This is a genomic window from Streptococcus sp. 27098_8_74, from assembly GCF_041431705.1.
GTDB lineage: Bacteria > Bacillota > Bacilli > Lactobacillales > Streptococcaceae > Streptococcus > Streptococcus salivarius_E.
Genome location: NZ_JAPVYF010000017.1, coordinates 25540 through 46753, shown reverse-complemented (window position 1 = coordinate 46753; position 21214 = coordinate 25540). Strand labels below are relative to the sequence as shown.

The 21214-nt window shown below is 40.4% G+C and carries 26 protein-coding genes and 1 other RNA gene; 10 read left to right on the top strand and 17 right to left on the bottom strand.

From position 1 onward, the window contains the following. Window positions 1–35 precede the first annotated feature (35 nt). The 3 genes from O3670_RS07890 to rplK form a co-directional block, all read right to left on the bottom strand. A complete protein-coding gene (locus O3670_RS07890) occupies window positions 36–2006 on the bottom strand; it encodes a peptide ABC transporter substrate-binding protein (protein ID WP_049545213.1) in 1971 nt (656 codons plus the stop codon). A gap of 179 nt (window positions 2007–2185) precedes the next feature. Then, on the bottom strand, window positions 2186–2875 hold the full coding sequence (gene rplA, locus O3670_RS07885) for a 50S ribosomal protein L1 (RefSeq protein WP_002885800.1): 690 nt from the start codon (window positions 2873–2875) through the stop codon (window positions 2186–2188). Window positions 2876–2974: 99 nt separating this feature from the next. After that, entirely contained in the window at window positions 2975–3400 is a 426-nt protein-coding gene (gene rplK / locus O3670_RS07880) for a 50S ribosomal protein L11 (protein WP_002885648.1), read from the bottom strand. 171 nt (window positions 3401–3571) lie between these two features. On the opposite strand from rplK, the gene O3670_RS07875 reads away from it, so the two are divergent. After that, window positions 3572–3925, top strand: coding sequence for a DUF3397 domain-containing protein (locus tag O3670_RS07875; protein WP_002885872.1), 354 nt, complete (start codon window positions 3572–3574; stop codon window positions 3923–3925). Window positions 3926–4021: 96 nt separating this feature from the next. Here the strand turns inward: O3670_RS07875 and O3670_RS07870 are convergent, their stop codons facing one another. The 5 genes from O3670_RS07870 to O3670_RS07850 form a co-directional block, all read right to left on the bottom strand. Then, window positions 4022–4519 (bottom strand): beta-class carbonic anhydrase, encoded by a 498-nt coding sequence (locus tag O3670_RS07870; protein ID WP_002885818.1) that lies wholly within the window; start codon window positions 4517–4519, stop codon window positions 4022–4024. 151 nt (window positions 4520–4670) lie between these two features. Continuing rightward, the gene (locus O3670_RS07865) at window positions 4671–5366 is read right to left on the bottom strand and encodes a TIGR00266 family protein (RefSeq protein WP_037598509.1); all 696 of its coding nucleotides are present in this window, start codon (window positions 5364–5366) and stop codon (window positions 4671–4673) included. A gap of 88 nt (window positions 5367–5454) precedes the next feature. Further along, window positions 5455–6816, bottom strand: a complete 1362-nt coding sequence (gene radA / locus O3670_RS07860) for a DNA repair protein RadA (RefSeq protein ID WP_371595957.1) — start codon at window positions 6814–6816, stop codon at window positions 5455–5457. After that, window positions 6813–7280 carry an isochorismatase family protein gene (locus tag O3670_RS07855; protein ID WP_175057813.1) on the bottom strand — a complete coding sequence of 156 codons (468 nt, stop codon included), beginning with the start codon at window positions 7278–7280 and terminating at the stop codon, window positions 6813–6815. The genes radA and O3670_RS07855 overlap by 4 nt, the downstream gene beginning before the upstream one ends. A 9-nt stretch (window positions 7281–7289) precedes the next feature. Next, on the bottom strand, window positions 7290–7736 hold the full coding sequence (locus tag O3670_RS07850) for a dUTP diphosphatase (protein ID WP_175057814.1): 447 nt from the start codon (window positions 7734–7736) through the stop codon (window positions 7290–7292). 206 nt (window positions 7737–7942) lie between these two features. On the opposite strand from O3670_RS07850, the gene O3670_RS07845 reads away from it, so the two are divergent. From O3670_RS07845 to galU, 6 genes are all read left to right on the top strand, one after another. Continuing rightward, window positions 7943–8545, top strand: a complete 603-nt coding sequence (locus tag O3670_RS07845) for an NADPH-dependent FMN reductase (protein ID WP_002886986.1) — start codon at window positions 7943–7945, stop codon at window positions 8543–8545. 18 nt (window positions 8546–8563) lie between these two features. Next, complete coding sequence (locus tag O3670_RS07840) at window positions 8564–9814, top strand: NAD(P)H-dependent oxidoreductase (protein ID WP_002885631.1); 1251 nt, start codon at window positions 8564–8566, stop codon at window positions 9812–9814. 116 nt (window positions 9815–9930) lie between these two features. After that, a complete protein-coding gene (locus O3670_RS07835; RefSeq protein ID WP_175057815.1) occupies window positions 9931–10722 on the top strand; it encodes a formate/nitrite transporter family protein in 792 nt (263 codons plus the stop codon). Between the two features lie 8 nt (window positions 10723–10730). Continuing rightward, window positions 10731–11291: an MptD family putative ECF transporter S component gene (locus O3670_RS07830; RefSeq protein ID WP_038676838.1), complete on the top strand. Its 561-nt coding sequence runs from the start codon at window positions 10731–10733 to the stop codon at window positions 11289–11291. Between the two features lie 118 nt (window positions 11292–11409). After that, window positions 11410–12432, top strand: a complete 1023-nt coding sequence (locus O3670_RS07825) for an NAD(P)H-dependent glycerol-3-phosphate dehydrogenase (RefSeq protein ID WP_022496721.1) — start codon at window positions 11410–11412, stop codon at window positions 12430–12432. Between the two features lie 17 nt (window positions 12433–12449). Next, on the top strand, window positions 12450–13364 hold the full coding sequence (galU, locus tag O3670_RS07820; RefSeq protein WP_003091906.1) for a UTP--glucose-1-phosphate uridylyltransferase GalU: 915 nt from the start codon (window positions 12450–12452) through the stop codon (window positions 13362–13364). A 45-nt stretch (window positions 13365–13409) separates the two neighbouring features. On the opposite strand, the gene O3670_RS07815 is transcribed toward galU, so the two are convergent. From O3670_RS07815 to ffs, 7 genes are all read right to left on the bottom strand, one after another. Continuing rightward, on the bottom strand, window positions 13410–14084 hold the full coding sequence (locus O3670_RS07815) for a rhomboid family intramembrane serine protease (protein ID WP_038676843.1): 675 nt from the start codon (window positions 14082–14084) through the stop codon (window positions 13410–13412). Beyond that, window positions 14075–14602, bottom strand: a complete 528-nt coding sequence (locus O3670_RS07810) for a 5-formyltetrahydrofolate cyclo-ligase (RefSeq protein WP_038676845.1) — start codon at window positions 14600–14602, stop codon at window positions 14075–14077. Before O3670_RS07810 ends, O3670_RS07815 begins: the two co-directional genes overlap by 10 nt. A gap of 68 nt (window positions 14603–14670) precedes the next feature. Beyond that, window positions 14671–15804 (bottom strand): N-acetyldiaminopimelate deacetylase, encoded by a 1134-nt coding sequence (locus tag O3670_RS07805; protein WP_038676847.1) that lies wholly within the window; start codon window positions 15802–15804, stop codon window positions 14671–14673. 76 nt (window positions 15805–15880) lie between these two features. Next, window positions 15881–16579: a 2,3,4,5-tetrahydropyridine-2,6-dicarboxylate N-acetyltransferase gene (gene dapD / locus O3670_RS07800; protein ID WP_002886999.1), complete on the bottom strand. Its 699-nt coding sequence runs from the start codon at window positions 16577–16579 to the stop codon at window positions 15881–15883. An 85-nt stretch (window positions 16580–16664) separates the two neighbouring features. Then, window positions 16665–17417: an HAD family hydrolase gene (locus O3670_RS07795; RefSeq protein ID WP_038676849.1), complete on the bottom strand. Its 753-nt coding sequence runs from the start codon at window positions 17415–17417 to the stop codon at window positions 16665–16667. Between the two features lie 113 nt (window positions 17418–17530). Then, window positions 17531–18319: a methyltransferase domain-containing protein gene (locus O3670_RS07790; RefSeq protein ID WP_371595956.1), complete on the bottom strand. Its 789-nt coding sequence runs from the start codon at window positions 18317–18319 to the stop codon at window positions 17531–17533. Between the two features lie 65 nt (window positions 18320–18384). After that, window positions 18385–18470: signal recognition particle sRNA small type (gene ffs, locus O3670_RS07785), an RNA gene on the bottom strand. Window positions 18471–18791: 321 nt separating this feature from the next. Here ffs and O3670_RS07780 point away from each other — a divergent pair. Genes O3670_RS07780 through O3670_RS07770 form a run of 3 tightly spaced genes read left to right on the top strand, consistent with a single transcriptional unit; the run spans window position 18792 to window position 19439 of the window. After that, complete coding sequence (locus O3670_RS07780; RefSeq protein WP_038676853.1) at window positions 18792–18950, top strand: class IIb bacteriocin, lactobin A/cerein 7B family; 159 nt, start codon at window positions 18792–18794, stop codon at window positions 18948–18950. Window positions 18951–18969: 19 nt separating this feature from the next. After that, window positions 18970–19137: a class IIb bacteriocin, lactobin A/cerein 7B family gene (locus O3670_RS07775; RefSeq protein WP_002885883.1), complete on the top strand. Its 168-nt coding sequence runs from the start codon at window positions 18970–18972 to the stop codon at window positions 19135–19137. Between the two features lie 47 nt (window positions 19138–19184). Further along, complete coding sequence (locus O3670_RS07770; RefSeq protein WP_038676855.1) at window positions 19185–19439, top strand: hypothetical protein; 255 nt, start codon at window positions 19185–19187, stop codon at window positions 19437–19439. Between the two features lie 84 nt (window positions 19440–19523). Here the strand turns inward: O3670_RS07770 and tadA are convergent, their stop codons facing one another. Both tadA and O3670_RS07760 read right to left on the bottom strand, forming a co-directional pair. Further along, the gene (gene tadA / locus O3670_RS07765) at window positions 19524–20042 is read right to left on the bottom strand and encodes a tRNA adenosine(34) deaminase TadA (RefSeq protein ID WP_049553956.1); all 519 of its coding nucleotides are present in this window, start codon (window positions 20040–20042) and stop codon (window positions 19524–19526) included. 759 nt (window positions 20043–20801) lie between these two features. Beyond that, on the bottom strand, window positions 20802–21194 hold the full coding sequence (locus tag O3670_RS07760; protein ID WP_002885697.1) for a single-stranded DNA-binding protein: 393 nt from the start codon (window positions 21192–21194) through the stop codon (window positions 20802–20804). Between the last annotated feature and the right edge of the window lie 20 nt (window positions 21195–21214).

The following is a 21214-nucleotide window of genomic DNA, read 5'->3' as shown; positions in this document are numbered from 1 at the left end:
AAAACGACTACCTAAAGGTAGACGTTTTCGATAGATTACTTAACGTGTTTGGCAAGATCTTTTTGAGCTTTGTCATTAGATTTCGCTCTTTCTTTAAGCCAATCTTTATAAGCTGAGTCGTATTGTTTCTTAGTTACAATATCATCTTGAGATTTAAGATACTTGAAGTAGTATGTAGAACCTTTATCACCAGCTTGAGCATATGCTCCTGAGAATGGCTTAATACGAGAAATTACAGCGGCTGCACCATTATAAGTAGTCGTTGGGATATAAAGTGCACTATCCGTCAACCATGCCTGAGCTTTTGCATATTTTTCATAACGAGCCGTCAAGTCTGTTGTTTCCTTAGAAGCATCATCAACCAATTGGTCATATTCTTTAAGACCTACTTTTTGAACCGCTTGACTATTTGGATCATCATAACCCATGAAAGATTTAGTATTTTCACTATTTGTAGTCTTCAAGACATCAAGATAAGTTGATGGATCAAGGTAATCAGGCTCCCAAGCCACACCTACTGACAAGTCCCAATCCTCTGCAGCTGCATTTGAAGCAGAGTATGTAATATTATAGAAATCATCAGTTGACAATTGGTGAAGATCAAGTACAACATTATCTTTTCCAAGAGCGGATTCAATAGATTGTTTAAGTGACTGCACTTGATTCACAAAGATTTTATTTGACTGATTGACAGGAACATCCAAATGGATTGGGAACTGAACCCCTTCTGCTTGAAGAGCTTCTTTAGCTTTAGCAAATTCAGCCTTAGCTTTTTCTGGATTATAAAGACCATCTTGACTATCTGCAAGATTCACACCAGACCACTCATCACCATAGCTTGGTAATTGATCCATTACCATAGTTCCGAAATCTTTACCATCTGCTTGAACAAAGTCTGGTTTAACATAGATATTACGAACGGCAGTACTACCACCCTCTTTACCGTTAAGTTGTGCAGCATAATTCGTACGGTCAATAGCAAAACCTAATGCTTGACGGAAATCTTTGTTAAGAAGAGCTGTCTTAGTTGATGTCTTTTGCTGGTCATTTTCTTTAGATGTATGACCATAAGTTTGACGATCGATATTAATACCGACACCTTCTACAGCTGCTCCAGGTTGTGTATAGAAAATATTGTCTTTGTACTGTTTTTCAACTTTAGAATAGTTTGAACTAGTTGGGTATAGACGAGCTAAGTTATAGACTCCATCTGTGAAGTTACGTTCCAAGGATTCTTGGTCTGTACCATCATCATAAGTCAATTTAACTGTATCAAAGTAGACATTATCCTTATCCCAATAGTTTTCATTCTTGGTGAACTCAATAGATGATTTCGTTGTCAAAGATTTAAGAAGGTATGGACCGTTATAGAGAATAGAAGTCGGATCTGTTGACTTACCAAAGTCTTTACCTTTAGATTTCAAGAATTCTCCATTAACAGGCCAAGTAACAGAGTAGGTCAATTTTGAATTCCAATAAGGTTCTGGTTGACTAAGCGTATATTGCAAGGTGTAATCATCAACAGCCTTGATACCTACATTTGAAAAGTCCTTGTTGGCACCTGAAAGGTAATCATTCAAGCCCTTAACTGAGTTTTGTAGCAAATAAATCGCTTCAGAATTTGTATCCGCAGCATGCTTAAGTCCTGTCACAAAGTCTTTAGCTGTTACATTGGCATATTCTTCGCCGTCTGAAGTGTACCATTTGATACCCTTACGAATCTTGTAAGTATAGGTCAAACCATCTTGAGAAACAGACCAGTTTTCAGCGACAGAAGGTTTTAGATTCCCGTATTGGTCATTTTCAAACAAACCATCAACACCGTTACTAACGGCTGTCGTCATGTTTTTCTTATTTGTAGAAACATAGTCTAGGGTTGCAGGATCGCCACCGTAAACATAATTATAAGTCTTACCAGACGTCTTACTTGATGACGAGCAAGCCGTTAAAACACCTACAGATAACAGGCCTACGGTTGCTAGTAAAAATACCTTACTCTTTTTCATTCATTGCCTCCTTAATTCGCAACGTAAAAAGTTCAAAATCAATAATTATGTGTATACGCTTAAATTATACCATAAATTCGAAAAAGCAGCACTACTTTCTGAATATTTTTTATTTTCTACTCAAATTTCGTGTCTAGAGTAAGAAAAAAACCTATCCGAAGATAGGTTTTTTACTACTCTTACAATGAGTTAGGATCAACTTTGATACCAGCACCTTGTGTAGTAGTGATTGAAAGGTTTGTGATGTAAGTACCTTTCGCTGTAGCTGGTTTAGCTTTTTGGATTGCATCGTTAAATGCTTTGAAGTTTTCAACCAATTTTTCAGTTTCGAATGAAACTTTACCGATGATAGCTTGTACGTTACCTGCTTTATCAGCACGGTAAGTGATTTTACCACCTTTAGACTCTTCAACTGCTTTAGCAACGTCCATAGTTACTGTACCAGTTTTAGGGTTTGGCATCAAGTTACGTGGTCCAAGGACACGTCCAAGACGACCAACGATTGCCATCATATCTGGTGTTGCAACAACAACGTCAAAGTCAAGCCATCCACCGTTGATTTTAGCAACGAGTTCGTCTTCACCAACGAAGTCAGCACCTGCTGCTTTAGCTTCTTCAGCTTTAGCACCACGAGCAAATACAAGAACGCGTTGAGTTTTACCAGTACCGTTTGGCAATACCATTGCTCCACGGATTTGTTGGTCAGCTTTCTTAACGTCGATGTTAAGGTTGTATGATACTTCAACAGTAGCATCGAATTTTGCGAAGTTAGTTTCTTGTGCAAGAGCTACAGCTTCTTCTACGCTGTAAGCTTTTGTGCTGTCGATTTTCTCAAGAGCAGCACGCATTTGTTTGCTTTTTTTAGCCATGTTAATTATTTCTCCTTGTGTAATGTGGTCATAACGACTTTCATCTTCCACGTCACTCAGCGAAGTGAGACGACGTCTGTGGTTTTCTTGTTAACTGAATTAGTCAGTAACAGTGAATCCCATTGAACGTGCAGTACCTTCGATCATACGCATAGCTGATTCGATGTTTGCAGCGTTCAAGTCAGGCATTTTAGTTTCAGCAATTTCTTGTACTTGTGCACGAGTTACTGAAGCAACTTTAACTGAGTTTGGAGTACCTGAACCTTTTTCAACACCTGCAGCTTTTTTCAAAAGAACAGCAGCTGGTGGTGTTTTAGTGATGAAATCAAATGATTTATCTTCATACACAGAGATAACAACTGGGATGATCATACCAGCTTGATCAGCTGTACGAGCGTTAAACTCTTTAGTGAATCCCATGATGTTGATTCCGGCTTGACCAAGAGCTGGTCCAACTGGTGGAGCTGGAGTCGCTTTACCAGCAGGAATCTGAAGTTTTACGATGTTTTCGACTTTTTTAGCCATTTTGTAATTTCCTCCTATTGTGGTTTTGGCGGTAAGTAAGTTTTGTTACCTCCCACAAGTATGTTTTTACATACCTTATCTATTATACAGAAATTCTTTTTAGATGCAAGAATTTCTTATTAAGTTTAGGAAAAAATTTACATAAAGGACTTTTCGAGGTAAAATAGACTTATGATTCTATATAAATTCTTTGCTATAGCTTTTTTGATTTTAACACCTATCTTTGCTTTTATCATCCACCGATTCTTTAGTTTAAAATACCTCGGGCTTAATTTTGCTGACCTTACCTTCCCACTTTATTTTATTGAGGTGGTTGCTGTGTCAGCCCGTTTCTTCACCCATAGCTTTCTGCCTTACATCACTATCTTATTATCCTTGGCGGCTATAATTATCACAATTCAGATGCTAAGAAAAACACAATCTTTCAAGTTTAAACGTTTTCTTAAGTTATTCTGGCGTATCAGCTTTTTTATCACCAGTCTTTTCTATTTAGGGACTGTGATTCTCATTTTTATCGTTTCTTAAAAACTAGATTAACTCAGCATTTATATTTTATGCTGAGTTTTTTTTATGTCAAACCATGAAAAAAGCAGGCAATCATGCCTGCTAAACTTTTCGGTATTAGGGATGAACTTGAGTCATTCGACCAGTATCTACATCATAAACCGCACCGGAGATGATAACATCCTCAGGGATAAGCGGTGACTGACGAAGAATAGCCATATCTTCACGAACACTCTCTTCTACATCTGTGAATGGAAGAAAATCTTGATCAGAAACATCAACACCAAGTTCTTTATTGAGATAGGCGGTAAACTCATCGTTCTTAAAGGTCTGAGCACCACAATCTGTATGGTGAAGAACTACGATTTCTCGTGTCCCCATCTGTTGTTGAGAAATGACCAAAGAACGAATCATATCTTCCGTCACACGACCACCCGCATTACGTAAAATATGAGCGTCACCTAGGGCCAACCCCAAAGCCTGAGCAACGTGAAGGCGTGAATCCATACAAGTCACAATAGCCACCTTAGTCTTTGGTTTCAAGGGAAGATGGGCTGTCCCGTGGAGGTCAACATAGGCTTTGTTGGCATTGAGAAAGTTTTCAAAATAAGACATAATAACTCACTTTCTAATGAAGAAAATAATTTGACTATCAAATTATTTACACACTATCTTATCATCTTTTTATTAACTTGTCAGCTATTGAGTTCGCAACATAAAAAAGGAGAATAAATGCTAACAAGCATCCATCCTCCTTCAATTTATATTATGAACGTTTTGGCAAGTATCTATTAAGCAAGCCTGCAAAGGTTTGAAGATTGAGACTTTGAACATAAATTTCACCTGTTCCTCTAAAGGTATTCACAACACCCTCTCCTGTCCCAATAGACTGCCAGAAACCATTTTCCAGGTGAATATTATAATCAAGTGTCTGACTCCAGGCAACGACATGAGCATTATCAATAGTCACTTCTTGATTGTTTAGCTCAATTTTTTTAATAGAGCCATAAGCATTTGCCAAGAGAGTTCCTTGGCCTTGGGTAGTCATTACAAAGAAACCACCCTGACCACCAAAAAGAGCCTTACCAACAGACTGAAGCTCCATTGTATAGTAAGCTGTGCCATCAAGTGCTAGAAAGGCACCGTCGTTTAGTCGGTACTGTTTTTCACCTAAATAAAGTGGAATCACTTGACCTGGAGAATCAGGGGCCAAGGCTATATAGCCGTTATTGGACTGCGAGACAACCTGAGTAATAAAGCTACTTTCGCCCGAAACCATTGAACGCCCAACTGCTTTTACAAAGCGACCTAAACCTGATCCACTGGCATTTAATTTGGTACTCAGTGTCACATTCGGTGTGTGATATACCATACTGCCACGCTGGATAAAGACTGTTTCACCTTGATTAAGAGATAACTCTACTAGCGGGAATTGCATATTGCTGTCTGTAAAAAATTGCATAATAAATACCTCCCTATTCTTAAGAAAAGTATAGCATCGAACAGGTACTTTTGCAAGCGCTTCCAAACACTTGTTTTGAGGCCTCTTTTTAAGAAAAGACTTTTTTGAGTACTTCTCCTACCGTCGTGACCCCAATAACCTGGATACCTTCTGGAATCTTCATGCCATGAAGCGAATTTTTAGGAGCATAAATCTTAGTAAAACCTAATTTAACAGCCTCATTAATACGCTGTTCAATGCGAGTTACTCGGCGAATCTCTCCAGTCAACCCAATTTCTCCTATAAAAGCTTCTTGTGGATTGGTTGGAAGCTCCTTGTAACTAGAAGCAATCGCAACGGCTACAGCAAGGTCAATAGCTGGCTCGTCTAATTTGACACCACCAGCCGATTTGAGATAGGCATCTTGATTTTGGAGAAGAAGGCCACAACGTTTCTCTAAAACAGCCATAATGAGGCTGACACGGTTAAAGTCCAGTCCCGTCGTTGTCCGCTTGGCATTACCAAAGACGGTTGGTGTCACCAAGGCTTGAACTTCAGCTAAGATAGGTCTGCTACCTTCCATTGTCACAACAATGGCAGAACCTGTAGCACCGTCTAGGCGTTCCTCTAAGAAAACCTGGCTAGGATTTAGCACCTCTACCAAACCACCAGACTGCATCTCAAAAATCCCAATCTCATTGGTTGAACCAAAACGGTTTTTGACTGCTCGTAAAATACGGAAGGTATGATGACGTTCCCCCTCAAAATAGAGCACAGTATCCACCATGTGTTCCAACATACGTGGTCCAGCCAGCTGTCCCTCCTTGGTCACATGCCCAACAATAAATGTGGCAATGTTATTGGTTTTGGCAATCTGCATGAGTTCAGCAGTGACTTCACGAACCTGAGATACAGAACCTTGAACGCCAGAAATCTCTGGACTCATAATGGTCTGAATAGAGTCGATAATGAGGAAATCGGGTTTTATGGCCTCTACTTGACTGCGAACGGCTTGCATATTGGTCTCAGCATACAGATAAAATTCGTTATCAATATCGCCTAAACGTTCACTCCGCAATTTGATTTGCTCGGCAGATTCTTCTCCAGATACATAGAGGACTGTTCCCTTGTTAGCCAGTTGCGTTGACACCTGTAAGAGAAGGGTTGATTTCCCTATCCCTGGATCTCCTCCAATAAGAACCAGACTGCCCGGAACCACACCGCCACCTAAAACACGGTTAAACTCGTCCATATCAGTCTTTATGCGGGCATAATTGATTGAGGATACTTCTTTTAATTTAGTTGGTTTAGACTTTTCACCCGTCAAACTGACACGGGCATTTTTTACCTCCTGCACCTCAACCTCTTCTTCAAAAGAGGACCAAGAAGAACAGTTGGGACAGCGCCCTAGATATTTGGGTGAATTGTAGCCACATTCTCGACAAACAAAAGTTGATTTTTTCTTTGCTATGATAATTCTCCTTCTACGATTACTCCGACAGAATGCCACTTATGCAATGTTTTTGTAAATTTCTTCTGGTTGGCAACTCCGACAGCGAACAAATCGACAGAAACCTGATAATTCTCCTTGACAGCTGCCAAAATGGAAGCCTTGACACAGCCATTGCCATCTACCCCTATAAACTCTATGCTTCTAGCAGCATTCCCCTCCAGAAACTCTTTTAAATCCAGATTGGTAAAGCAAGAAGCCCGACGCTTCTCAAAGATACGAGAAGATACAAGCAGCAAGCCGGTCGCAAATTTCTTCTTTCTATCTTTTCTCTCCCAGAAAAAACGGTTGAGAATATAGATAACCCGGTCACTGGGATAGCTGGCAATTTTGTCATTTACAGCTACAGTCAGTTCTTCATGATATGCTTTTCCTACAGCAACATAGTCTGACTGCATATCTACAACTAATAAATAGTCTGCCATATTCTTTCTCTATTTCCCTGTCGATCCGAAACCACCTGTACGAACACCGTCAGCTTCATCTCCATCTACAATTAAGAAGGGCATAAAGACACCTTGAACGATGCGTTCGCCAACTTCAAGAGTCACGGGGTGATCCGTAATATTTTTCATCTGGGCGAAGATGTGACCCTCATTCCCTGGATTTCCATAGTAATCGCAATCAATAACTCCAACAGAGTTGATCAAGACCAGACCTTTTTTGCGAGGATTAGAAGAACGATCATAAAGATATAGCACCTCACCCGCTTGCATATAAGCCTTGACCCCAGTTGGGACGAGGACGATTTCTCCTGGTGCAATCACTGTGCGCTCTGCCACCTTTAAGTCGTAGCCAGCTGCATGGGCTGTCTCCCGTTTTGGAAGCAAGTCCTGATTGGTATAGGTTGATACAAGTTCAAATCCACGAATTTTTGTCATTATTTTTCCTTTCGATACATCTATAAATTAATTCTTGTAAAACTAGCCATGCTAGCTTCAGACTTTTAAATCTATCCCATTATAATCTATTCGAAATAAGATGACAAAGGTAATAGTCTAATCACTTTCTCATTAAACGAAGATTGACTTTTAACTAGGAAAACGCTAACATAATAATAGATATAATACTTTTAAGGAGAATTGTCATGAAATTCATCGGACTTGTTGGTACGAATTCAAAACGTTCAACTAATAGACAATTATTGCAATATATTCAGAAACATTTTGCAGATAAGGCAGACATCGAACTTGTTGAAATCAAAGACCTCCCTGTCTTTAACAAACCCGCTAACAAACAATTGCCAGAAAGTGTCCTTGAAATCGTTAAAAAAATCGATGAGGCTGATGGGGTTATTATTGGAACACCTGAGTATGACCACTCAATTCCAGCTGTTCTCATGAATGCTTTAGCTTGGGTCTCATACGGTGTTTTCCCTCTTTTGAATAAGCCTGTTATGATTACAGGAGCATCTTATGGAACTCTAGGAGCTTCTCGTGCACAGCTACAACTTCGTCAAATTTTGAATGCTCCAGAAATCAAAGCTAATGTGCTTCCAGACGAATTCTTGCTTTCACATTCCCTTCAAGCTTTTGATAGCAACGGCGATTTAGTTGACCTCGATGTCATCAAAAAATTAGATGCTATTTTCGATGACTTCCGTCTCTACGTCAAAATTACTGGTAAACTCTCACATGCTACAGAGTTATTACATAAAGAAGCTGAAGACTTCGACTGGGAAAGCCTATAAGACAGGAGAATATAAACTATGAAATTTGTTGGACTCGTTGGAGCAAATTATGATCAATCATATAACCGTAAACTGCTCGAATTTATCAGAAGACATTTTAAAATTAAATTTGAACTTGAAGTTTTGGAAATTGATGAAGTTCCTATGTTTAACCAAGATGAAAAATGGGATGAAAGTTTCCAACTTCGCTTACTTAATAACAAAATTACACGCGCTGACGGTGTCATCATTGCAACACCTGAGCACAATCACACTATCTCTGCAGCACTTAAATCAGTATTAGAGTGGCTATCATTCGAAGTGCACCCTTTTGAAAACAAGCCTGTAATGATTGTTGGTGCTTCTTACTACGACCAAGGAACTTCACGTGCCCAAGTGCATTTGCGTAAAATCCTTGAAGCGCCTGGTGTTAATGCTTATACACTTCCAGGTAATGAATTCTTGCTTGGAAAGGCTAAAGAAGCTTTTGACCTTGAGGGGAACATTACTAACGAAGGTACTATTAATTTCCTTGAACAATGCTTAGACAATTTCATCCAATATGTAGGAGTGGTTTCTAAATTGAAAAAACCAAAACCAATTGAACCTGAAGACTTGGATTGTAACAACCCAATCGCTACAACTGTTACCGAAGTTGATCCTGACGATCCAGAGTGGGTAGAAAAAGTAGCTGAAATCACTGGTGCGGTATCTGGTGATACCTACGTGAAATTGGACCACGGTATTTTGACGGTTAATCAAATTGACATGTTCCTCAAGGCTATGCCATTTGAATTGACCTATGCCGATGATAACAACCAGTTCCTCTACTACAACAACGCCCATCAAGATCCTGACACTATGTTTGCCAAACGTGTGCCACCTCAATCTGGTAGCCGTATGTCAACTGTTCACGGCTCACTTCCACCAGCTCGTATGAAAAATGTGGAATGGGTTATTGGTACACTGCGTAATGGTAACCAAGAATATGTTCGTACGATTGTTCCAGGGTCACCTGAAGGAGTTATCAATACGCATAACTATCAGGCTATGTACTATGATGATGGTTCTTATGCAGGAATCAATGAAATCGTCTTTAACTTTAAACCATGGCTTGACTGGTATCTCGAAACAACTGGTCAACGCCTTGTCGGAGGAAGCGGTCCTTTTGCACCAGCTGCAGCTAGTCATGGCGGTAGCGACGCCACATCTGGTGCATCAGATGCGGGTGGTCATGGTGGCGACGCAGCCCCAGCCGCAGATGCCACATCTGGAGCATCCTCATATTAAGACTTGGAAAAGTTGGGACAACTGTCCTGACTTTTTTTCATGGTCATCCTAGATTAAGTTTCACTCGAGCTTGCGCATTTGCCATGCTCCATGCCACATATTTTAGAGGTAAACCTATGTCTCAATTTAAAGAAAAAGTATTCGCTGCTTGTGCTAAAAAAGAAGCTCTCTTTGACGAAAGTCTGGGTCGCTATGCCTTGCGTTCTATGCTTGCAGGAGCTTATCTTACCATGTCAACTGCTGTAGGAATTATTGGTGCGGATGTTATCGCTACAGGTATTCCGGCCCTTTCTCGTTTTGTTTTTGCCTTTATCTTTGCCATCGGACTGGTCTTCGTTCTCATATTCAATGGAGAGTTGGCTACTTCAAACATGATGTTCCTGACCAGTGGTGCCTATTATGGTAAAATCAAATGGAGCAAGGTGTGTACCATCCTCCTCTACTGTACCTTCTTTAATTTTGTCGGTGCCCTTATCTTGGCCTGGTTCTTCAACCAATCCTTCTCTTTCCAACATTTGACTGACAAGAGCTTCTTAGTTACTGCTGTCTCAACCAAGCTTGGAAAAACAGATTGGATGAACTTTACAGAAGGTATTACAGCGAATATGTTCGTTAATATTGCCATCTTGGGCTACATGCTCCTCAAAGAAGAATCTGCTAAGATTTTCATTGCGCTATCAGCTATCTTCATGTTTGTATTTTTAATTAATGAACACTTGATTGCTAACTTTGCCTCTTTCATGTTGCTCGGTTTCAACGGTGTGCGTGACTCTGTGGATAATTTCACTTTGGCAAATATTCTACGTCAGTGGGTAGTCGTTTTCTTCGGTAACTGGATTGGCGGAGGTATTTTCATTGGTTTGGCATACTCTTGGCTCAATAAAACTAAAACACCTCACATTGATTAGGAGACCACATGCGTCAAAAGACATTCATCAAACAAACCAGCCTAGCTATTCTACTGTATTTTATTTGCCTAGCCCTTGCAGTTGCTATTGATTTAATCTTTTTCAAAGTCAAAAATATGTATCATACACCTGCCTTAGCGGCTATCTTTGCAGGCTGGGTCTACTTGGGGCTTATCAGAAAGACAAAACAATTTGGAGCGATTACCTGTCTGGGTATCTTTATGTCCCTCTTCTTCTTTGCTTCTGGGCACTTTGTTCTAGCCTTTCTTCCTAGCTTTCTGGCTGGCCTTGTCGCTGACTTTCTAGCTAAGAAAGGGAACTATGAGAATAGTAAACTTAATTTACTTTCCTATATGATCTTTTCCCTAGGGAACTTAGCACCCATTATCACCATGTGGCTTGCGCCCAAAGCTTATATCGCACAGCTCCTAGCCAAAGGGAAAACTCAAGATTATGTAAATCAAGTTATGGTTCCCTTTACAGCCAGTCATGTCTTAATCCTGATTGGAGGAACGCTCATGGCTGCTCTCATTGGGGGCTACATTGCCCAAAATTGGCTGAAAAAATAAATAGCCATCAGCCCTCCTAACAGAGAGTACAAGACAAACATGCTTTTCTTATGTTATAATGAGAAAGAATACAGTCTTTTTCTACTTTGTTAGAAAGGACCTAAAGGGAGACCTAATGATGAAAAAACAAAAAATCGCTGTCTTGGGCCCTGGTTCATGGGGAACTGCCCTTGCTCAGGTACTCAACGACAACGGACACGAGGTCCGTATTTGGGGAAACATCCCTGAACAAATTGATGAAATTAACGAGAAACACACCAATACCCGCTACTTCAAGGATGTGGTTTTGGATGAAAACATTAAAGCCTACAAAGAGCTATCTGAAGCCCTAGATAGTGTCGACGCTGTTCTCTTTGTTGTTCCAACCAAGGTCACTCGCTTAGTTGCTAAGCAAGTTGCTGAACTTTTGGACCACGAAGTTGTTGTTATGCATGCTTCCAAAGGTTTGGAACCTGGAACACACGAACGCCTTTCAACAATCCTTGAAGAAGAGATTCCTAAGGAACTTCGTAGTGAGATTGTTGTCGTATCTGGTCCAAGCCACGCTGAAGAAACTATTGTTCGCGATATCACTTTGATTACAGCAGCATCTAAGGATCTTGAAGCGGCACGCTATGTCCAAGGTATTTTCAGCAATAGCTACTTCCGCCTCTACACCAATTCAGATGTGATTGGTGTTGAAACAGCTGGTGCTCTTAAAAACATTATCGCGGTAGGTGCTGGTGCCCTCCACGGTATGGGATATGGGGACAATGCTAAGGCAGCCGTTATTACTCGTGGCCTTGCGGAAATTACTCGTCTTGGTGTGAAACTTGGGGCTGATCCTTTGACTTACAGCGGTCTATCTGGGGTTGGTGACCTTATTGTTACAGGAACTTCTATCCATTCACGTAACTGGCGTGCTGGGGATGCGCTCGGTCGTGGAGAAAAGCTAGAAGACATTGAACGTAACATGGGAATGGTTATCGAGGGTATTTCAACCACAAAGGTTGCCTATGAAATCGCCCAAGAACTCGGCGTCTACATGCCAATAACAACAGCAATCTACAAATCTATCTATGAGGGTGCTGATATCAAGGAATCTATTCTCAATATGATGTCCAACGAATTGCGCTCTGAAAATGAATGGGATAAAAAATAAAAATCTAAGGAGTTCTCATGAAGAATCAAAAAGTTAGAAAAGCTATCATCCCCGCTGCAGGACTCGGAACACGCTTTTTACCAGCTACTAAGGCCTTGGCCAAAGAAATGTTGCCAATCGTTGACAAACCAACCATCCAATTTATCGTTGAAGAAGCCCTCAAATCAGGTATCGAAGATATCTTGGTGGTTACTGGTAAGTCAAAACGTTCTATCGAAGACCACTTTGATTCAAACTTCGAGTTAGAATACAACTTGGAACAAAAAGGTAAGACAGACCTGTTGAAATTGGTTAATGACACCACTGCTATTAACCTCCACTTTATCCGCCAAAGCCACCCACGTGGCCTTGGAGATGCTGTTCTTCAAGCCAAAGCATTTGTCGGAAATGAGCCATTCGTTGTCATGCTTGGTGACGACCTCATGGATATCACTAATGACAAAGCAGTACCTTTGACTAAGCAGCTCATTAATGATTATGAGGAAACACACGCATCAACCATTGCAGTTATGCCTGTACCTCATGAAGAAGTTTCTTCTTATGGTGTCATCGCCCCTCAAGGCAAAGGTGAAAATGGACGTTATAGCGTTGAAACTTTCGTTGAAAAACCAAATCCAGAGGATGCACCAAGTGATCTTGCTATCATCGGGCGTTACCTTCTAACACCTGAAATTTTCGGTATTTTGGAAACTCAAGAACCAGGTGCTGGAAATGAAGTCCAATTGACTGATGCTATCGATAAACTTAACAAGACACAACGCGTCTTTGCTCGCGAATTTACTGGAGACCGTTATGATGTCGGTGACAAATTCGGATTCATGAAAACATCAATCGATTACGCACTTAAACATCCTCAAGTTAAAGATGACCTCAAGCAATACCTCATTGACTTGGGCCACAAACTTGAAGGCAAAGCAGCTAAAAAAGACTAATATAAAAACCATCGAATGTCAGGTTCGATGGTTTTTTCATATAATTTAAAAATAAGTAAATCCTAGAAGAATCAGCAATAGTAAAATGTAAGTTAAAAGAGCTGTAAAACGCCAACCTTTACTAAATAAGCGACTTTCAACCTTGTTAGCCAAAAAGATAGCTGCAAGAGCACCTCCAACTAAACCACCAAGATGGCCTGTAATCCCAACACTAGGTGTAAACAGGTTGAAGATTAAGTTTATGACAATCAAAGCCAAGTAATTGCGACCTAACTGATTAAGCAAAGGACTATGACTATAGTAGCCAAGAATCACAACAGCCGCAAAAAGTCCAAACAAGGATGTCGAAGCACCAGCTGCAATAACATTAGGCGTAAAAAGTAAGGTAAAGGCATTTCCCATAACACCAGCCAACAAATAGAGCCCTAGAAAACGTAGAGTCCCAAAAATCTGCTCAGCCATTTTCCCCATAAAGTAAAGGGCAAGCATATTAAATAGAAAATGCTCAACACCTATATGCACAAAAATCGGTGTTACAAGACGCCAGAGGTTCAGTGGGCTGTACTGAACAAAAGCACCGTACATGGCCCCCATCTTAAAGAGGCTCAAAGGTGAGGTCGCTTGAAAGCCATTTAAGAGATATTGACAGATGAAAGTCAGCGTCGTAAGCCCCAACAATAGATAGGTTGCTGGGTATTTCTTCCACTCATTTACTTGCATGTAACAACCTCCTTAACAGGAATATCATAGCTATCTGGTTGAAAATCATGTTTCTGGCAAGGATAAACCGTACTAACGGTCTCCCCTTCAAAATCAGACAAATAGCGGTCATAGTAACCTGCTCCGTAACCAATGCGATAGCCTTCATCATTGAAAACTACTCCTGGCACATGAATTAAATCAATCTCTGATTTTTCCACAGCCAAATCAGACACAGGTTCCATCAAGCCAAAAGAGGTTGCAACAAGATTATCTGGATCATAATCCACAAAAATCATTCGACCTTGTTTATATGTTTTAGGAATCAAAAGTCGTTTACCATCCTTTAAAGCCTGATTGATTAAAAGACCGGTATCATATTCATGAGGAAAAGACAAATAAGTCGCAATCACCTGGGCATCTTTATAAGCAGGTAAGGCAATCAATTGCTCCAAAAGATATTGATCTATCTTAGCCTTAGTCTCAGGATCTTGTGAAGTTAACTGAGCCAAGACTGTTTTTCTAAGTTCATTTTTCATAGGTTTATCATATCAAAAAAGCTACCAAAAGTCAGACTTGGTAGATTTTTTAGCTGTATCAACTATGGTTAGGCTTCTGCCTTGTGTTTAAGGAATTTTCCAATTTCAGCCACTGCAAAAGCGAGGGCATCTTCATTTGGACTCATCTTAGGATGGTGAAGTGCATATGGCGTGTCAATTCCCAACCAGAACATGACACCAGGAACCTTACTAAGCAAATAACCAAAGTCCTCTCCAGTCATAGCTGGTGGACAATCAATCAGGTTAACCTCTGGGCTAGCATCAAAGAAAGCCATCAACTCTTTGGCCAAGGCTGGATTATTTTCCACAGGAAGATAACCACCTTGTTTCAACATGATATCCACTTCCATACCAAAGCTAGCTGCCACGCCCTCTGCAATCTGGCGCACGCGCTTCTGGATAAGGAGACTCATTTCCTGAGTAAGGGTACGAATAGTTCCATAAACCTCTGCAGTTTCAGCGATAACATTGTTAGTAGTTCCTGCATGGAAAGAACCAAAGGTAACTACCCCACCCTGGATAGGGTCAACATTACGACTGACAATTGTTTGCACCTGAGTAATAAAGTAAGAAGCTGCTACAAGGGCATCATTGGCCTCATGTGGAAAGGCCGCATGTCCACCTTTCCCCTTGAAAGTAACGAGGACTTCACAAGTCCCAGCAAAAAGGGTGCTTGTGTTAGTCGCAATATCACCTACCTTGAAATCTGGACGGACGTGGAGGCCATAGAACTCATCTGGCAACCAGTCTCCAAAGGCACCGTCCTCATACATAAGCATACCACCAGCTTCATTTTCTTCAGCCGGCTGGAAGAGGAAGAGCATGTTATTTTTAGGCTTTACTTGAAGCATCTGGTCCAAAAGACCAAGCGCTGTAGTCATGTGCATATCGTGTCCACAAGCATGCATACGACCTTCATGAGTAGACTTGAAGTCAAGACCTGTTTCCTCTACGATTGGGAGACCATCAATATCTGTACGCCAACCAATAGTTTTTTCAGGAGCATGCCCGTGAAGATAGACAAGGATCCCTGTACGCCAAGTACGTTGCTCCACAAAGTCCTTACCTTCAGTCATTTCAGCAATACGCTCTAAGAGATAAGCCTGAGTTTTAAATTCTTCCAAACCAATTTCAGGAATTTGGTGAAGGTCTCGTCTGATTTTAATTAAATCAAGTGTCATGTTTTTATCCTTTTTATTGTCTTATTTTATAGAGAATCTAGAAATAGAGGCCTTACAGGCCTCTACTATCAATATGTTATAAGTTACGCAAAGCGTCTTCGAGTGCTGTTTTTTGTTGTGTTTTTTCATCAATTTCCTTGATGATACGAGCTGGAACACCAGCTACAACCACATTTTCAGGAACATCTTGAGTAACGATAGCTCCAGCAGCAACGACTGAACCGTTACCAACTTGAACACCTTCAATAACAACAGCATTAGCACCAACAAGAACGTTATCACCGATACGAACTGGGTCTGCTGAAGCTGGTTCAATCACACCAGCAAGGACTGCACCCGCACCGATATGGCTGTTTTTACCAACAGTAGCACGACCACCAAGGATAGCACCCATATCAATCATAGTACCAGCACCAATTTCAGCACCGATATTGATTACAGCACCCATCATAACGACAGCATTGTCTTCGATAGTTACTTGGTCTCGGATAATAGCACCTGGTTCGATACGTGCATTAAGGTGACGTTTATCAAGCAATGGAACAGCTGAGTTACGGCCATCTTGTTCCACAACATAGTCCTTGTTTTCAGTCAAATTCGCAAGAAGTGGTTCGATATCTTTCCAGTCTCCGAAAAGAACGTTACCAAGTTTAGTGACAGAAGCTGGAACAGCAGTTGCCAATTCCCCTTCAAAAGTTACTTTAACATTCGTTTTCTTTTCAGCATTACCGATAAAAGCGATAATTTCTTGTGCAGACATTTTTTGTGCAGTCATGAGATTCTCCATTCACATAAAGTTAGGAATTATTATACCAAAAATTCTGATAATTGTCTTTGCTTTTGCCAAATACAGTGTATTTTTATGTAAAATTGGTCTTTAGAGCTTCTATATCAGTAATCACTCGGTCTGGCTTGATTGGGGAATTCTCCAGTTCTCGACGAGAATAAGGGAAGGTATTGAGCAAGATACTATCGATTCCAACTGCTTCAGCCACAGCAATATCAGTCGTTAAGTCATTTCCAACCATGACTGTCTCAGACGGGTTTAACCCATGATCATCCAAAACTTGCTTTAAAAATTCAGGTTGCGGCTTACAGATACCGGCATCCGAAGACAAGTAAATAGCATCAAAATAAGGTCTTAACGCCATTAGGTCAATCTCAGCGTTAGTAAAGGCTGCTTGAGCATTAGACAAGAGATAAATCCGACAGCCCTGCTCTTTTAGAAAGGCTAGCACCTCCTTGGTATGGGGATAAGCCGTCACATGTTTGCGAGATAAGACGCGAAAGACCATTGCTATCAATTGTCCCCAATCTTCCGGCTGATTAGAGTTACGAGACTGAGGCCGAGCGTCTACATAAAGCTGGTTAAAAATGTGGGCTAAATCAATTTCTGGATAAGCAACTCCTTTGAGATCTATTAACTCCTTACGGGCCTGATCCACGTGCTTAGCATAAGCCTTTTTAAGAGTCTCGCCCTCATAAGCCGCTCCATAAGCCTGATATAGTTGGCCTAGTTTATCCCATAACACAGGATCCTTCTCATCAGTTAAGATATCAACCAAGGTACCATAAAAATCAAAAATGTAGTTCTTATAAGCTCTATTTTTCATCGCTTTTTACCCATTACTGAAACTTTCTTACTCATTGCTCTCATCATACACCTTTTAGGAAGACCAAACAAGCTAACTGAGACATTTTCCCATCAAAAAAAACCCAACGACTGTTAGGATTGCTTATCATCTCTAATACGGCCAATCAGCAGTTCTCCCGCAACGGTTAATTGCGTCACTGAAGTCAAGTCCAAAGTATCCTTATTGGCATGGAAAAAAAGAGGTGTCATCTCAGCAAATGTTTGAACATGCTCTGATGGCATAGACCAAGTCTTAGCAATCGTCACACGCTCCAAAAGGTCACAGGACTCTTGAAAATGTTCCAGAACATCCTGGTTCGAATAAGCCTGCGCCTCCGGTAACAATTGGCGAAACTCTTTAAGATGATCCTCATGAGGAATAACCTTAAAAACCAAGCCATGATCAGACAAAAGTCGTCCAAATTCTTGATAATTAGCTGGTGAAAAAATATCTAAAATCACATCGATACAGTGTTCACGTAAAGGCAATTGAGCCAAATCGCCAACAAACCAAGCTACATTTTTCTGAGGATTTTGACGAGCCGCAAGAAGGATAGAATCCTTAGACAAATCAAAGGCCATGAAATCCTTGTCAAACTCTTGAGCCAACTGACGGCTATAATAGCCCTCACCACAGGCAACATCTAGAACGTGCGAGTGTTCAGGAAGGTCACGCAAGCGCTCTGAAATCACCTCCAGGATAGGATCGTAATAGCCTGCCGCAAGAATCTGACTCCTCTTTTCAAAAGAAGCCATATCATAGTTCTTATCTCCCTTAGTCTGTCTCAAAAAATTGACAAAGCCCTGCTTGGCGATATTAAAGGTATGCCTATTCTGACAAACCAAGCTAGACAAATCCAAATGCATTGGCGCTTGACAGATAGGACAAGCAAAAAGACTCTCTTAATCTTTAAAAACACTAAATTTGGCCATAAATCCTCCTCGACACAAAAAAAGAGCACACACCTGAAATCGCTTAGGGCTGCTGGATTCCTCCCCTGACCCGCTTCACGCACAGATGTTGCTCCGAAAAATATTATACCATAAATTGCAGTGATTGCAAGTAGAGAACTTATGATAAGACTAGCTAGACCTATCCCCTATCAATCCCTATTATTTCCTTCGGTCAGTCTAAACTTCGATAAAACATAAGACTTACCATGGTGACATTTATGTCACTACTTTTTTATTTCTCGACACCTTATAATAAATCCATAGCTTGAGGAAAGCACCAAAAGCTAGTGACATGGCTGACTTTATTTAAAGGAGAAGTCATGTTTAACATACCTCTTAACTCGTGGTGAGAGGGTATGAGATTTAAAAACTCACCAAAAATAAAAAAAGGAGAATGACAGTGATTAACAAAGAAATGAAGGCAGCTGACCTAGCCTCAGTAACAGGAGGCGGATGGAAGACTAACCTTGCCATTGGAGGGCTCTGCCTAGCTTCAAGACCTATTGGAACTATGGTATGCCTTGGAGCCTACAATGGCTACATGGACTCTGCGCGATAAAAGAAAGGACATATGAACAATGACTAAGACCATTAACAATCGTAAAAACATGACTACTCAAGAACTTGAAGCTGTATCAGGTGGAGTGGTTCCTTGGGCCGCTATTTCTGTTGGCATTGCTGCTGCAAAACTGACTTATGACCTTAGCTATGCTGCAGGTAAGTCTTTCTATAACCTCACCCACTAACTAACAGAACTCAGCTGACATCTCAAAGATTTTGAGGATGATAACTCATGAAACATACAAAAAATCAAACAAATGATACTACTGCTAATCAATCACCTAAAACGAATAACTATTTACTCGTAAAAATAGCTTTAGCTGGAATTATCGGTAGCCTACTTCTGATACTCCTAATCAACCTTATCTTTCATGTACGATTAGGAACACCAATTATTGATGCTAATTTGAAGTCCGCTTTTGGTACTCTGATCCTCTTTATGCCTATTTTTCTTTTGACAAGAGAGAAAGAAAAAAATAAAGCATAGAAAGAGTGACCTAAATTGCCTTCAGGAAAACAAAAACTCATCTTCCATTAAAAAGTGCAAGGCCAAAGGGCCTTGCACTTTTGTTTACATATCTTGCCTTGTTTCCAATTTAGCCAATCGTTTGGCTTCTTTTTTACGTTCACGACTCTGACGGAAAAAGTCTTGCATAATCTTAGCACACTCTTCCTCCATGACACCAGTCTCTACTTCTACGCGATGGTTGAGGCGCTCGTCTCTTAGGATATCGTAAAGGCTACCCGCACCACCAAACTTTTGATTGCTTGCTCCATAGATAACTTTAGGAATACGAGCCAAGCCAATTGCCCCACTACACATTACACAGGGTTCGATGGTTACAAAGAGGGTACAATCTAACAAACGCCAATTGCCCACAGTCCTATTAGCCTCCTGAATAGCCATGACCTCCGCATGCATGATAGCTTGATTGAGCTCCTCACGTGCATTGTGCCCACGACCTAAGACTTCTCCATCTTTAACGATGACACATCCAATTGGAATCTCTGCTTTATCTAGAGATTTTTCGGCCTCCTTAAGAGCTTCAGACATAAAAAAATCTTTCTCTTCTTGGGTAAAGTCAAGCATTAGTGTCACTCCCGTTCCAAGATTTGCGAGACAATATCTCGCCTAGTCCTTCTATTATAGCATAAGAATGATATTCCCTTTCTAAAGGACACAAAAAAAGCTAAGACGAATCATCCTAGCTTCAAACACATTAGTCTGGTGAGTCTTAGGAATCACACCAATGTGTTCCCCCAAGGCTAGACGAAAAGTCAACGACCGCTTAACATCCTAATTCATATGTCAGTCGGAGTGTCATAGTCAATTGTCTGTGAAATCATTATATAGGCCTAAGGCCTCACAACGATAAACAAAAATGCAACTGTTTCAAACAATTGCAAGGATAGCGTTATAGTTGTGATATTTCACACTTTCCTTCCAAACAAATAATGCCTACTATAAAAGTAACTTTTATAGCTTTTTCCTTACCCACCTATAGTTTATCATGAAACCTCTATCATTTAATTTAAAAATCGGTAATAAAACAATGATATGCATTAGAAATAACTGTTAATTGTATGCATTGTTTTGAATATTTTGTTTAACATTTAAAACGTTGATATATCAACATTTTAAGGCTTCCTAAACTATTTTTTCTAGTCTATCTACACTATTAAACACCTATCATCCTAAGTCTTATCTAATTTTACTGTTTATTAGTCTAACAAGTGTTTAATATTTTATCTCCAACAATTCTTTAAAACAAGGTATGGAACAAGATCATGATTTTTTAGAGAGGTTGCTTCAAAGATAGGAGACCTAGATAGCTAGTCAAAGGATAAACTAGAAGGGAAGTTCTTCTTCCAAGACGAGGTCAGCCAAGTCATTATCAGGATTATTTTCCCTAACAGCACGCTGAGCACGACTCTCCAGAAGTTGGAAAGAGGAACAAAGCACTTCAGTAACGTAATGAGTTTGACCATCCTTATCGTACTTACGAGTACGAAGCTCACCATCAAGAGAAATTAAACTCCCCTTGCTAGCATAAGATGCTAAGGTCTCAGCCAAACGCCCCCAGACAACCACTGTAATAAAGTCAGCCTCACGCTCACCATTTTGCGTCTTATAGCGACGATTAACCGCAACTGTAACACGTGTAAAAGACCTATCGCTAGCAGTTTTTACCATTTCAGGAGTCGCCGTCAAACGTCCAATTAAAATAACTTTGTTATACATTTTTTTACCTCCACCTATCT